16 protein-coding genes are annotated in these 12,303 nt (G+C 73.4%); 5 read left to right on the top strand and 11 right to left on the bottom strand.

The window, feature by feature from the left end:
* Positions 1-154 precede the first annotated feature (154 nt).
* On the bottom strand, positions 155-559 hold the full coding sequence (locus tag AE652_RS22275; RefSeq protein ID WP_049654255.1) for a BlaI/MecI/CopY family transcriptional regulator: 405 nt from the start codon (positions 557-559) through the stop codon (positions 155-157).
* A gap of 114 nt (positions 560-673) precedes the next feature.
* Between AE652_RS22275 and AE652_RS22280 the strand changes: the two genes are divergently transcribed.
* The 5 genes from AE652_RS22280 (at position 674) to AE652_RS22300 (ending at position 4,642) form a co-directional block, all read left to right on the top strand.
* A complete protein-coding gene (locus AE652_RS22280; protein ID WP_049654256.1) occupies positions 674-1,342 on the top strand; it encodes a DedA family protein in 669 nt (222 codons plus the stop codon).
* On the top strand, positions 1,339-2,010 hold the full coding sequence (locus AE652_RS22285) for a phosphatase PAP2 family protein (RefSeq protein ID WP_049654258.1): 672 nt from the start codon (positions 1,339-1,341) through the stop codon (positions 2,008-2,010). The genes AE652_RS22280 and AE652_RS22285 overlap by 4 nt, the downstream gene beginning before the upstream one ends.
* Positions 2,011-2,158: 148 nt before the next feature.
* On the top strand, positions 2,159-2,674 hold the full coding sequence (locus AE652_RS22290; protein WP_049654261.1) for a pyridoxamine 5'-phosphate oxidase family protein: 516 nt from the start codon (positions 2,159-2,161) through the stop codon (positions 2,672-2,674).
* 115 nt (positions 2,675-2,789) lie between these two features.
* On the top strand, positions 2,790-3,911 hold the full coding sequence (locus AE652_RS22295; protein WP_049654265.1) for a TIGR03364 family FAD-dependent oxidoreductase: 1,122 nt from the start codon (positions 2,790-2,792) through the stop codon (positions 3,909-3,911).
* 11 nt (positions 3,912-3,922) lie between these two features.
* On the top strand, positions 3,923-4,642 hold the full coding sequence (locus AE652_RS22300) for a phosphonatase-like hydrolase (RefSeq protein ID WP_304414270.1): 720 nt from the start codon (positions 3,923-3,925) through the stop codon (positions 4,640-4,642).
* A 62-nt stretch (positions 4,643-4,704) separates the two neighbouring features.
* Here AE652_RS22300 and AE652_RS22305 read toward each other — a convergent pair whose 3' ends face one another.
* From AE652_RS22305 to AE652_RS22350, 10 genes are all read right to left on the bottom strand, one after another.
* On the bottom strand, positions 4,705-5,337 hold the full coding sequence (locus AE652_RS22305) for a hypothetical protein (protein WP_049654269.1): 633 nt from the start codon (positions 5,335-5,337) through the stop codon (positions 4,705-4,707).
* Complete coding sequence (locus AE652_RS22310; protein WP_143204501.1) at positions 5,334-6,005, bottom strand: hypothetical protein; 672 nt, start codon at positions 6,003-6,005, stop codon at positions 5,334-5,336. The genes AE652_RS22305 and AE652_RS22310 overlap by 4 nt, the downstream gene beginning before the upstream one ends.
* On the bottom strand, positions 5,998-7,317 hold the full coding sequence (locus tag AE652_RS22315; RefSeq protein ID WP_049654273.1) for a putative T7SS-secreted protein: 1,320 nt from the start codon (positions 7,315-7,317) through the stop codon (positions 5,998-6,000). The genes AE652_RS22310 and AE652_RS22315 overlap by 8 nt, the downstream gene beginning before the upstream one ends.
* Positions 7,314-7,610 (bottom strand): hypothetical protein, encoded by a 297-nt coding sequence (locus tag AE652_RS22320; RefSeq protein ID WP_049654274.1) that lies wholly within the window; start codon positions 7,608-7,610, stop codon positions 7,314-7,316. Before AE652_RS22320 ends, AE652_RS22315 begins: the two co-directional genes overlap by 4 nt.
* Positions 7,611-7,779: 169 nt before the next feature.
* Positions 7,780-8,271, bottom strand: coding sequence for a hypothetical protein (locus AE652_RS22325; protein WP_049654276.1), 492 nt, complete (start codon positions 8,269-8,271; stop codon positions 7,780-7,782).
* 123 nt (positions 8,272-8,394) lie between these two features.
* Positions 8,395-8,718, bottom strand: coding sequence for a multidrug efflux SMR transporter (locus AE652_RS22330; RefSeq protein ID WP_049654278.1), 324 nt, complete (start codon positions 8,716-8,718; stop codon positions 8,395-8,397).
* A 1-nt stretch (position 8,719) separates the two neighbouring features.
* The gene (locus AE652_RS22335; protein WP_234348481.1) at positions 8,720-9,418 is read right to left on the bottom strand and encodes an HAD family phosphatase; all 699 of its coding nucleotides are present in this window, start codon (positions 9,416-9,418) and stop codon (positions 8,720-8,722) included.
* Between the two features lie 93 nt (positions 9,419-9,511).
* Positions 9,512-10,597, bottom strand: coding sequence for an ABC transporter ATP-binding protein (locus AE652_RS22340; protein ID WP_049654279.1), 1,086 nt, complete (start codon positions 10,595-10,597; stop codon positions 9,512-9,514).
* Positions 10,598-10,618: 21 nt separating this feature from the next.
* Positions 10,619-11,464 carry an ABC transporter permease gene (locus AE652_RS22345; RefSeq protein WP_049654281.1) on the bottom strand — a complete coding sequence of 282 codons (846 nt, stop codon included), beginning with the start codon at positions 11,462-11,464 and terminating at the stop codon, positions 10,619-10,621.
* Positions 11,452-12,276 (bottom strand): ABC transporter permease subunit, encoded by an 825-nt coding sequence (locus AE652_RS22350; RefSeq protein WP_234348483.1) that lies wholly within the window; start codon positions 12,274-12,276, stop codon positions 11,452-11,454. Before AE652_RS22350 ends, AE652_RS22345 begins: the two co-directional genes overlap by 13 nt.
* Positions 12,277-12,303 lie beyond the last annotated feature (27 nt).

Here is a 12,303-nt window from a genome sequence, read left to right on the forward strand (position 1 = left end):
AGCAGGCCGAGCGAGCAGAGGGTGCCGCCGGCCAGGACGGCGGCGCTGCCGGCCAGCATCCAGGCGGCGGCCCGCGGCGGCAGCGCATCGGCGAGGCGGCGGGCCAGCGGGGCGGCCAGGAAGGGCAGCAGCAGGGGGACCCAGACGGCGAGCATCATCGGCCCGCCGTTCCCGGTGTCTGAGCCCCGGGGTTGCCGTCGCCGAGGAGGTCGCGCAGCAGCTGCTCGTCCTCGGCGGAGAGGTCGGAGACGAAGCGGGCCAGCACGGTGGAGCGGTCGGTCTCGCGGCCGAGCTCGGTGTGCATCCGGCGGGCGGCGAGCCCGGCGGTGTCCTGGACGGTCGGGGTGTAGGCGTAGGCGCGGCCGGCCCGGGTGCGCTCGACCGTCCCCTTGTCGAACAGCCGGGCCAGGATCGTCGCGATGGTGGTGCGGGCGAGGTCCCCGCCGAGCGCGGCCTGGACGTCCTGCGGCGTCATCGGCTGCCGGGCGGACCAGAGGGCGGCCAGCACCTCGGCCTCCAGCTCCCCGGCGGGCCGGCGGGCGGACGGTACGTCGGGCATGGCGGCGCTTCCTCCAAGTATCGTCTACAGTCGTGTAGACCGTCTACGCAACTGTAGACGGTCCGGGCGGGTTCGGTGCGAACCGCCCTCCAACGTACGGGAGGTCCGTCGGCCTTGCTCCAGTTCCTCGCCGATCCGGCCGTTCACCTCGCGGTGAACCCGCTGGACGCGTCCTCACTGCTCGCCGCCTTCGGCGCGCTCGGCATCGCCGTCGTGCTGTTCGCCGAGACCGGGCTGCTGGTGGGCTTCTTCCTGCCCGGCGACTCGCTGCTGTTCACCGCGGGGCTGCTCTGCGTGCCCGGCGCCACCAAGGGCCCGCAGCTGCACCTGTGGCAGGTGCTGCCCGCCGCCCTGGTCGGCGCGCTCGTCGGCGCCCAGGTCGGCTACCTGATCGGCCGGCGCGGCGGCCGGGCGCTGCTCGGCCGGACCAGGCGCAAGAGCCTGCTGGAGGGCGTGGCGCGGGCCGAGGAGCTGCTCGCCAAGTACGGCCACGGCAAGGCGATCGTGCTCGCCCGGTTCATCCCGGTGGTCCGAACGGTGCTGAATCCGCTCTGCGGCGTGCTCGACGTGCCGGTCCGCTCGTTCACCCTGTGGCAGGTGGCCGGAGGCGTGGTCTGGACGGTCGGCGTGGTGTTCGCCGGGTACGGGCTGGGCTCGTCCATCCCCGGTATCGACCAGTACCTGCTGCCGATCATCGGTCTGGTAGTAGTTGTCTCCGTGCTCCCTATTGTTCTCGAACTGTTCCGCGCCCGTAAGGCGCGACGTCACGGAGGTGACATGTGACGCCCTCCAGGGCGCTCGCCGTGTACGACGGCAGCGGAATCGACGGCGGCCTGTACACCCGGGTCAACGGCTGGGCGCAGTCGGCGCCGCACTGGCTGGACGAGCTGATCAAGGTCTGGTCGGCGCTCGGTCTCGGGCTGTTCGCGGTCTTCATGCTCTACGCCTGGTGGCGGGCGCGCGGCGCGGACTCGGCCGTGATGGCCAGGGTGCTCGCCTCGCCGGTGATCGTGGTCGTCGCCTACGGCGTCAACTCGGTGTTCAAGGGCGCGGTCGAGGAACTCCGGCCGTGCGCGCAGATCCCCGGCAGCGTCTCGCTGGAGACCTGCCCGGGCACCGGGGACTGGTCCTTCCCGAGCAACCACTCGGTGATCGCCTTCGCCGCCGCGACCGCGCTCTGGTTCGTCAACCGGCGGCTCGGCCTGGTGGCCGGCCTGTTCGCGGTGCTGATGGCCGCCTCCCGGGTCTGGGTCGGCGTGCACTACCCGCACGACGTGGCGGTGGGCGCGCTGGTCGGGCTGCTGGCCGCGGTGGTGCTGGCGCCGCTCGCCGGGCGCTGCGGTCCGCTGGTGGACCGGATGCGGGCGGGCGCGCTGCGGCCGCTGCTCGGACCGGGGCAGCCGCCGGTCGTGGCCCGCGGGTACGCGTCGTACGAGTCCCGGCAGCGCTGAGCCGGACTTCCGCCCCTGCCCCTTGTCCGGTCTCGGACGGCGGGTGGAGCATGTGAGCCGGGCGTGGAGCCTCCTTCGGGGGGCGCCCGCCCGGCTCAGTCGTGCTCGGGCGCGCGGGCGCCGGGCGTGCCAGCGGAGGGAGTGCCGAATGCCGTACCGACTCGACATCACGCAGGGGGACTGGCCGGGCGACCTGCTGCACAAGGGCGTCGAGGGGCTGTTGGCCGAGGCCATGGTGCTCACCCTCGCCACCGCGGGCCACGAGCACGGCCCGCACGCCAACCTGGCCTTCTTCGCGTACGACGACGACCTCGTCCTCTACTTCGTCAGCGAGCGCTCCACCCGGCACAGCCACCACCTGGCCGAGGAGGCCCGGGCCGCCGCCACCGTCTTCCTGCCGCCGCCGGTCTTCGGCGAGCAGCTGCGCGGCCTCCAGCTGACCGGCAGCGCGAGCGAGGCCTGGGGGCGGCAGGCCGAGGCGGCGCTGGCCGCCTACCAGGGGCGCTACCCGGTCTTCGCGCGGGACGAGGAGGTCCGGCGGCAGTTCCTGACCGGGGGCGGGGCGGCGGCGCTGTACCGGTTCCAGGTGGAGGAGCTGACGGCGGTGGACGAGCCGAACTTCGGGCGGCGCAACTACCTGCGGGCCCGGGTGGTGCGGTCGTAGCCGCCGCGGCGGCCTCGGGGCGGCCGACGGGTTGTCTGTACAACTTCCCAGGTGGTTCATCTGCGGGACGGCGTCCCGACGCCCCTCAGACACCCGGGCGCACCAGCCTGGACGCATGAGAGTCATCGTCGTAGGAGCAGGCGTCCTGGGCAGCATGCACGCCTGGCAGGCCGTCGAACGCGGCCACGAGGTCGTCCACCTGGAGCGCGAGACCGAGGCGCGCGGCGCCTCGGTGCGCAACTTCGGCCTGGTGTGGGTCAGCGGCCGCGCGCAGGGCGAGGAACTGGACACCGCGCTGCGCGCCCGCGAACTGTGGGAGTCCATCGGCGCCCGCGTCCCGGACCTCGGCTTCCGGGCCAACGGATCGCTCACCGCGATCCGCACCGAGGCCGAACTCGCCGTCGCCGAACAGGCCCTGGCCCTGCCGGACGCCGCCGCCCGCGGCTACCGGCTGCTCGACCCGGACGAGACCCGCGCCGCCAACCCGGCCCTGCGCGGCAAGCTGCTCGGCGCCCTGTGGTGCGGGCGCGACGCCGCCGTCGAACCCCGCACCGCCCAGCCCGCGCTGCGCGCCGCCCTGGAGGCCACCGGCCGGTACACCTTCCTGCCCGGGCGCGAGGTGCGCGAGGTGGTCGGCGAGAACGCCGTCCGCGACGACCACGGCGACGTCCACACCGGCGACCTGGTCGTCCTCTGCACCGGCGCCTGGCTCGGCGGCCTGGTCCGCGAACTCGCCCCCGCCCTGCCGGTCCGCCGGGTGCGGCTCCAGATGATGCAGACCGACCCGCTCGGCGAGACCCTCACCACCTCCGTCGCCGACGGCGACAGCTTCCGCTACTACCCCGCCTTCGCCGGCACCGCCCTGGACCGGCTGCGCGAGACCCAGCCGCAGCCGCCCGTCGCCGCCGAGCACCGGATGCAGCTGCTGATGGTCCAGCGCCGCGACGGCGGCCTGACCATCGGCGACACCCACGAGTACGACCAGCCGTTCGGCTTCGACGTCGTCGAGGACCCGTACGACCACCTGGTCGGCGTCGTCGAGGACCTGCTCGGCCGCCCGATGCCGCGGATCCGCCGCCGCTGGGCCGGGGTGTACGCGCAGTGCGTCGACACCACCCGGGTCGTCCACCGCGAGCGCGTGCGCGACGGCGTCTGGCTGGTCACCGGCCCCGGCGGCCGCGGCATGACCTGCTCGCCCGCCATCGCCGAGACCACCGCCGACCTCGCCAACCTGTAAGGAGCGCCGCTGTGAGCAACACCGCTGTGACCGATACCGCTGTGACCAATGCCGCTGTGACCGCCGACATCCGCCTGGTCGTGCTCGACATGGCCGGCACCACCGTGGCCGACGACGGCCTCGTCGAGCAGGCCTTCACCGCTGCCGCCGCGGCGCTCGGCGTCGAGGCCGGCAGCCCGGAGTTCGACCCGATGCTGGCCCACGTCCGGGCCACCATGGGCGAGTCCAAGATCTCCGTCTTCCGGCACCTGTTCGGCGCGGAGGAGAAGGCCCAGCGGGCCAACACCGCCTTCGAGGCCGCCTACCACGACCTGGTCGACGCCGGGCACTGCGCCGCCCTGCCCGGCGCCGCCGAGGCCATCGCCGAACTGCGCGGCCAGGGCCGCAAGGTGGTCCTCACCACCGGCTTCTCCCGGGCCACCCAGGACCGCATCCTGGACGCCCTCGGCTGGCGGTCCGTCGCCGACCTGACCCTCTGCCCCGCCGAGGCCGGCCGCGGCCGCCCGTACCCCGACCTCGCGCTCACCGCCCTGCTGCGCACCGGCACCGACTCGGTCCGCCAGATCGCCGTCGCCGGCGACACCGGCTACGACATGCTGACCGGCACCCGGGCCGGCGCCCCGGTCGTCGCGGGCGTCCTCACCGGCGCCCACGACGAGGCCCGGCTGCGGGCCGACGGCGCCACCCACGTCCTCGGCTCGATCGCCGAACTGCCCGCGCTGCTGGGCTGATGCGGCGTTCCGCCCCGGGCGGCGGCCCGGGGCGGAACGGTGGGCTCAGGCGACCGGCCGGCTCAGGCGGACGACTCCTTCGGCCGGCGCACCGACCAGAGCAGGGTGCCGTCGATCAGGACGTTGCAGCCGAGGAACGCCAGCAGGTAGGCGGAGGAGTCGGCCTCGCCGGGGAGCTTGGGGGCGACCCGCCCGGCCGGGTCCATCCGGACGGTGATCACCTGGCCGCGCTTGAACCGGGGGGAGTTCTCGGTGAGCGGGCCGCCCGGCACGTCGTCGTTCAGCTCCGTGGAGGCCAGGCTGTACGCCCGCCCGGTGCCGTGGAGGGCGTCGGTGACCTTCTCGTCGACGACCACGGCCTGCACGGTCCGCCCCGAACCCAGGATCAGGTTCGCCCAGGCCTCGGTACCGGCCAAGTAGGCGACGAAGCCGACGACGGAGATGCCCAGGCCCCAGGCGACCATGTTCTTCTGGAACCGGGGGTTGCTGTCGGCGTCGCGGCGCACGGCGAACGCGTACAGCACGATCAGCGGGTAGGCGAGCCCCACCACCGCGGCGAGGAACGAGTTGACGTAGACGTCCAGCGCGATGACGCCGACGAGCACCGCCGTGGTGACGGCGATGAGGGCCAGGGCCCCGCCGAGTCGGCGGGGCCCGCTCCGGGTGGTGCCCTGGTCGGGCTGGGTGATCGTCACCCGAAGGCCTTCCGGATGTTGTCCTGCCGCTCGGGCGGCAGGGCGTTCGACGTCTCGTTCAGCGGGGGGTAGAAGGAGATCCCGCTGATGGCGGCGCCCACCAGGACCGACCAGCCGTCCCAGTAGTCCAGGTGCTGGGTGGAGAAGACGACGGCGAGTACGTGGGGGCTCCACGGGTGCGCGAACAGGGCCTCCAGCTGGCGGACGGTGGTGACGCCCGACCCCGGCAGGCCGTAGGCCGTCCCGGACACGGGTACGGCCAGGTCGCGGACGGTCACGGCGGCCCGGCCGAGCGGGAAGTCGAGGACCTCGATGTCGGCGTCCGGCCAGGCGGTCGCGAGCTCCCGGGCGACGCGCTGGGGGTAGCCGCCCGGGGCGCCCTGCTCCTGCTCGCGCAGGTACAGGCTGAACACGCCCTGGACGATCTCGCCCTCCTCGGTCTGCACCAGGCAGTTGGAGACGTGCACCGCACCCTCGCGCAGCTGCGCCTGGAGGGCGAGCTCGGCGGAGACGGCGATGCCGAGCTTCTGCTCCGGACCGGCGTCGGTGAGCCCGTCGAGCCCGTCCACGATCCGGCTCATCCGGTCGCCCGGGTCCTCGGCCAGGTCGATGTCCGTGAACCCCTCGGGCAGGGAGAGCCAGACGGACGGCATGGTCGTATCAGTCATGTCCCACTCCCCAGACACCGGTGACGATCGCGCTGCCGCCGCCGAGCAGGGCGGGCAGGATCCGGCCCTTGCCGCTGCCGCCGATGGCGCCGCCGGCGCCGTTGAGCGCGGTGCCGCCGCCGGTGGTGTAGTTGATCGCGGCGCCCAGCCCCGGGCTCGGGCTGTCGGTGAAGAGGCCGGCCGCGGTGGGGGCCGTCAGCGCGACCCCGCTGGCCGCCTGCACGCCGTCGGAGACGTTCATCGCGGCGGCCTTGGAGAGCCCGAGCTTCATGGCGGGCTTCTCGATCGCGGTGGTGAAGATCGGGCTGGCCGGGTCCATCGCCCGGGCGGCGACGCGGATCTCCTTGGCGCCGGCGCTCACGGCCTTGGCCCCGCCCTCGGCGGCGCGGGCGCCCCGGAACGCGGTGACCCCGCCCTTGAGGAGGGCGCCTCCGGGCAGGGCCCCGAGGAGGTCGCCGGCCAGGGTGAGGTCGTTGCCGAGGTTGTCCCAACTGGTCGGCATCAGGCCCTTGATGCCGTACTGCTTGGCGTGCAGGCCCGCCGCGCCGACGCTCAGCAGGATGGCGGGCAGGGCGAACGCGGGGCAGAAGATGGCCGCGACGCCGCAGATGCCGGAGGCCACCGTCAGCAGGTCCCCGCCGTGCTTGCTGAACCAGTCGCCGATCTTGCTGAGCATGCCCGGCTCCGGCGGGGCCTTGCTGTCGGCGGCCTTGCGGACGGCCTCGGCCGTCTTCTGGGCGTCCGACTTGTGGGTCCCGGCGAGCTCGTGGGCCTGCTTCTGGAGGCCGGCCAGCTCGTTGGAGGCGCTGGTGAGCAGACTGGCGGCGGAGTCCAGGTGGTTCTTCGCCGTGTTGTAGCGCTGCTCCGCGGCGGCGAGGCTGGCGTCGTCGGGGTAGGGGCGGCCGGCCAGTTGGAGGTCGGGGGCGGCGGCCGCGGCGCTGTGGGCCTTGTCCGCCTCCTCCTTCTTCTTCTTGGCGGTGACCGCGGAGGCGGCCAACTCGGCGGCCTTGGGCTGGTGTTCGGTCAGTGCCTTGTACCAGACGTCGAGCGCCGTGTAGGCCGAGGTGATCGAGTCGGCGGCGTCCTGGAGGTAGCCGGGGAGCTTGCCGAACTGCTCGGAGAACTTCTTGGCGGCCTCACCCGTCCACTGGCCCTCGTTGTTGGAGATCTGGGAGAGCGTGGTGTGCACACCGCTCAGGTGCTGGCCGACCCGGCGCAGGCTGGTGCTGAGCGCGGTGACGGCGGCGGAGGCGCCGGGCGTGGGGTTGAAGCCGAGGCCGGACCAGTCGGGCGCCGGCGTGGGGGCGCTCACGACTGCCCCGCCGGGGCGAGGACCTTGACGATGCTCTGCTCGGTGCCGTCGTAGTTCTTCTGCACCTGCTCAAGGCCCTCGTCCAGGGCCTTGACGCACTCGCGGACCTTCTTCAGGCCGAACTGCCACTTGTCCTTGAAGTGCCCGCAGGCCTCGTCCAGGAAGTCGAAGCCGGTGCCGGTGTGGCCGGCCGCCTCGAAGGCCTTGAGGCCCTGGTCGAGTTCGTCGGCACAGCCTTTGAGGTCTTGGGCCAGTTTTGCGAGGAATTCGGTACTGACTTTGAAGTCGGACACTTTCGCCCCCCGATGCGTCGATTGTCGGACCGGGCGAGCATAGCTCCAGCCGACCGGGGAGAGATCGTCACGGTCGTAACCGGAGGCGGTCGTTACGGGACCTTTACGGGCCGTCGACGCCTTCTTGACGTCGGCGGCCCAGCTTCGAGGTGTATACGTACGGTTGGTCTCAGCGGCGCCAGAAGCCGCGCTTCTTCGGGGTGACGAGCCGCACCACGGCCGTGACGAACAGCTCGGCGACGGGGGAGGGCCCCGGGCCGTGGTTGAGGTGGCTCTCGGCGGTCCACTCGCCGAGGACGGTGCCGGGGCTGCCGTCGAAGGGGCTGAACGCGTGCTCCAGGGTCACGTAGCGGACGGTCCTGGCGCCGCCCGGCTGGACGGCGGCGACGAAGTGGGCCTCGGTGGCGCCGACCGGGGCGGGCAGGGTGACCAGCAGCATGTGGTGGCCGTCGACCGACAGGTGGCGGCAGTCGAGGCCGTGGTCGGGCAGGCGGTCCGCGGGCGGCAGGGTGCTGCCGAGGTCGTCCCAGATCTGGGTGACGACGGGCAGCAGGCTGCCGCCGTCCGGGGTCGGGGTGGCCACGCGCGGGCCGAACTCCAGCACCTGGCGGGCCAGCTCGCGGTGGACGAAGCGGTAGTGGTGTGGGCGGGGGTCCGTCATGGGGGACACCGTAGCGAAGCGTCCGGGGCGGGTCGTCGGCACGTCCGACGTCCCGCCCCGGCAGGGGAGTTGACCAGCGAATTCAGAGTTGACGGACCGTCAGAAAGAGCTTTGGAAACGGCGTCAGGAGTGCCCGCCCCTGAGGTTGAGCACGACCACCCCGACGATCACCAGCGCGATCCCCAGCCACTGGAGCCGCCCGAGCGACTCGCCGAAGGCGACCACCCCGATCCCGGCGACCGCCGCGGTGCCGGCCCCGGACCAGACCGCGTAGGCGACCGAGACCGGTATGTGCTTGAGCGCGCGGCCGAGCAGCAGGAAGGAGAGCACGTAGCCGACACCGACGCCGAGGCTCGGCCAGAGCCGGGTGAACCCCTCGGTGAGCTTGAGGCAGCTGGTGGCGCAGACCTCGCTGATGATGGCCAGGGCGAGCAGGAGATAGGGCATGTCAGGGTCGAACCGCGCCGGCGCCGGCGAGCTTCCCGAGCAGGGCGAGGTCGGCCTGCTCCAGGCTGGCGAGCAGGGTGATCCGCTCGCCCCGCGGCATCGGCACCGGGGTGGACGGCACGGCGAGCACGGCGCAGCCGGCCGCGGTGGCGGAGGCGACCCCGGTCGGGGTGTCCTCGACGGCGAGGCAGTCGGCCGGGTCCAGGCCGAGCCGTTCGGCGGCGGCGAGGTACGGGTCGGGCGCGGGCTTGGTGCGCGGGGTGTCCTCGGCGGCCAGGGTGACGGCGAACCAGTCCCGGCCGATGGCGGACAGCACCAGGTCCACCACCCGGCGCGGGGAGGCGGAGACCAGCGCGGTCGGCACCCCCGCGTCGCGCAGCGCGGCCAGCAGGGCGAGCGCGCCGGGGCGCGGCACCGTCTCGGCGGCGACCTTGGCGGCGAAGGACTCGCCGAGCCGGGCGGCGAGTTCGGCCTCGCTCAGGGCGGTGCCGCTGACCGCGTGCAGGTGGGCGGCGGTGTGCTCGACGGCCTGGCCGAGCACCTCGGGGGCGTCCTGGTCGGTGAGCGGGTGGCGCAGTTCCTCGGCGAGCTCGGCGGCGGTCTGCCACCACAGCTGCTCGGTGTCGACCAGGGTGCCGTCCATGTCGAACAGGACGGCGGTGGGCAGCGCGTTGGACGCGGGCATGGCGGTGTCAGGCATGGCGGTACCTTCGGTGGTTCTCCGGCGCTTCGTCGGCGCTTCTTCGGTGCTCCGCCGGTACGTCGTCGGGCGGAGCGGGGAGGTACGAGGCTCTCAGGCGGCGCGGCGGTCCACCAGCACCGGGCGCTCCGGCAGGGTGAGCGCGGCCCGGGCGCCGGCCGGCAGCGCGGCGGCGGCCTCGGTGGGCAGGTCGGCCTTGACCTCGGTGCCGTCGTCCAGGCGGACGGTGAGCCGGGTGACGGCGCCCAGGAAGGAGGCGGTGACCACCAGCGCGGGGCCGTCCTCGGCCGGGGTCAGGGTGACGTTCTCCGGGCGGACCAGCACCTGGAGCTCGCCGTCGGCCGGGACCTCGCCGTCCACCGCGTGCCGGCGGCCGAGCACCTCGACGCCGTCCGAGGTGCGGGTGCACGGGATGCGGCTCATGGTGCCGACGAACTCGGCGACGAAGGCGGTGGCCGGCCGGCCGTACAGCTCGGACGGGGCGGCGCACTGCTCCAGCCGTCCGGCCCGCAGCACCGCGACCCGGTCGGCCATCGACAGCGCCTCCTCCTGGTCGTGGGTGACGAACAGGGTGGTGATGCCCAGCTCCTGCTGGAGGCGGCGGATCTCCTCGCGCAGCTGGAGGCGGACCTTGGCGTCGAGCGCGGACAGCGGCTCGTCCAGCAGCAGGACGCGCGGCTGGAGGGCGAGCGCGCGGGCGAGCGCGATGCGCTGCTGCTGGCCGCCGGACATCTGGTGCGGGTAGTGGTCGGCGCGGTGCGGCAGGCCGACCAGCTCCAGCAGTTCCTGGGCCCGCTTGCGGCGCTCGGCCTTGCCGGTGCCGCGCATCCGCAGCCCGAAGGCGACGTTGTCCAGCGCGGTCAGGTGCGGGAAGAGGCTGTAGGACTGGAACACCATGCCCGCGTCGCGCTTGTGCGCGGGGATCGCGGTGATGTCCTGGCCGTCGACCAGCACCTCGCCGGAGTCGTGCTGCTCGAAGCCGGCCAGGATCCGCAGCGCGGTGGTCTTGCCGCAGCCGGACGGGCCGAGCAGGGCGAGCAGCTCGCCCGGGCGGACGGTCAGGTCCAGGCCGTCGAGGGCGGTGGTGGCGCCGAACGCGCGGCGCAGGGAACGGAATTCGACGGTGGCGCTGCCGGGGGCGAGCGGGGCGTCGGCGGCGATGGCGGTGGCCGTGGTCATGACTGGTGACTCCGGGGGGTTTCAGGAGGTGGCGGTCTTGGCGCGTCGCTCGCGCCCGGCGGTGGCCAGCAGGAGCAGCAGCAGCCAGGTGAGCAGCAGGCTCAGGATGGAGACCGCGACCGACATGTGGGCCTGGCTGTTGCCGACCGAGTAGATCCAGACCGGGAAGGGCTGGAAGCCGAGGATCGAGGCGGTGGTGAACTCGCCGAGCACCAGGGCCAGGGTGAGGAAGGAGGCGTTCAGCAGCGCCCCGCGCAGGTTGGGCAGGACGACGGTGAACACCGCGCGCGGCCAGCTCGCGCCGCAGTTGCGGGCGGCCTCGACCAGGGTGCGCACGTCCATCGAGCGCAGGCCGGCGTCCAGGGCGCGGTAGGCGAGCGGCAGGGCCATCAGCACGTAGGCGATGACCAGCACCAGCGGGAAGTCCGGGTCCTGGATGAACACGAAGGTCTGGAAGAACGGGGTGTCCATCAGGTAGTCCGGGCCCCAGCGGAGCACGCCGATCAGGCCGGCGGTCAGCGCGACCGGCGGGACGACCAGCGGCAGGGTGCAGAGCACGTCGAGCACCGGGCGCAGCTTCGGCGAGCCGAGCCGCACGGAGATCAGCGCCGGGACGAGCAGGAGCAGCAGCACCACGACGGTCACGACGGCGAGGCCGAGGGTCAGCCAGAGGCTGTCCAGGAAGCCGGGGGCGGAGAGCAGCCCGGTGTAGGCCGCGAAGGAGATGCCCTGGGGGTCGTCGATCGAGAACCAGAAGGAGGCCGCGAGCGGGACGACGAAGTAGACGCCGGCGAGCAGCAGCACGGCTCCGCGCCACCAGCGGACGGTGCGTCGGCCGGGGCGGGCGGGGGTGGTCAGCTGAGCCATCGGGCGCTCCGGCGCTGGAGGGGGAGGTACACGGCCATCACCAGGACGGCCACGAAGATCATGTTGAGGCTGAGGGCGAGGGCGAGGTTGCCCTGGCCGACCAGCACGTTGCCGGAGAGCGCGTCCGCGATCGAGCGGCTGACCAGCGGGACGGTCGCGCCGACCATGGCGGCGGCCGTCGCGTAGGCGGCGAAGGCGCTGCCGAAGAGCAGCACGAAGCCGCCGAGCAGGGAGGGCAGCAGGATCGGCAGGGCGACGTGGAGCCAGTACTGGACGGTGGTGGCCCGGTTGTTCTGGGCCGCCTCGCGCCACTGGGTCCGCAGGCCGTCCAGGGCCGGGGTGATGGTGAGCACCATCAGCGGGACGAGGAAGTACAGGTAGACGACGGTCAGGCCGGTGAACGAGTACAGCGACCAGCCGTGGTCGGTGAGGTGCAGCAGCTTGGTGATCTCGCCGGCGTTGCCGAGGGTGGCGACGAACGCGAAGGCGAGCGGCAGGCCGCCGAAGTTGGCGAGCACGCCGGAGGCGGTGAGCACCGCCTGGCGCAGCCAGCCGCGCCGGGAGGTGACGACGGCCTGGGCGAGCGGCAGGCCGAGGACGGTGGCGAGCAGCGCGGTCAGCGCGGAGAGCTTGAGGCTGCTCAGCATGGCCGTCTGGTAGCCGCCCTGGACGGAGGCCGTCAGGTTGTCGAAGGTGAACTGCCCGGCGCCGGACTCCGCGTCGCTGGAGGTGGTGAACGCGCCGATCACGATGGCGACGGCGGGAAGGCCGAAGCCGATCAGGAAGAACAGCAGCAGCGGCACGGCCGCCAGCCAGGACGCGCCGCCGAGGCGGGCGAG

The organism is Kitasatospora sp. MY 5-36 (assembly GCF_001182915.1).
Classification (GTDB): domain Bacteria; phylum Actinomycetota; class Actinomycetes; order Streptomycetales; family Streptomycetaceae; genus Kitasatospora.

What these genes read in the sequence shown, in the direction of transcription:
- AE652_RS22290 (WP_049654261.1), top strand. Translation starts at nt 2,159, where the DNA reads ATGCCGTACCGACTCGACATCACGCAGGGGGACTGGCCGGGCGACCTG.
- AE652_RS22325 (WP_049654276.1), bottom strand. Translation starts at nt 8,271, where the DNA reads ATGACGGACCCCCGCCCACACCACTACCGCTTCGTCCACCGCGAGCTG.
- AE652_RS22335 (WP_234348481.1), bottom strand. Translation starts at nt 9,418, where the DNA reads ATGCCTGACACCGCCATGCCCGCGTCCAACGCGCTGCCCACCGCCGTC.
- AE652_RS22330 (WP_049654278.1), bottom strand. Translation starts at nt 8,718, where the DNA reads ATGCCCTATCTCCTGCTCGCCCTGGCCATCATCAGCGAGGTCTGCGCC.
- AE652_RS22310 (WP_143204501.1), bottom strand. Translation starts at nt 6,005, where the DNA reads ATGACTGATACGACCATGCCGTCCGTCTGGCTCTCCCTGCCCGAGGGG.
- AE652_RS22275 (WP_049654255.1), bottom strand. Translation starts at nt 559, where the DNA reads ATGCCCGACGTACCGTCCGCCCGCCGGCCCGCCGGGGAGCTGGAGGCC.
- AE652_RS22340 (WP_049654279.1), bottom strand. Translation starts at nt 10,597, where the DNA reads ATGACCACGGCCACCGCCATCGCCGCCGACGCCCCGCTCGCCCCCGGC.
- AE652_RS22295 (WP_049654265.1), top strand. Translation starts at nt 2,790, where the DNA reads ATGAGAGTCATCGTCGTAGGAGCAGGCGTCCTGGGCAGCATGCACGCC.
- AE652_RS22345 (WP_049654281.1), bottom strand. Translation starts at nt 11,464, where the DNA reads ATGGCTCAGCTGACCACCCCCGCCCGCCCCGGCCGACGCACCGTCCGC.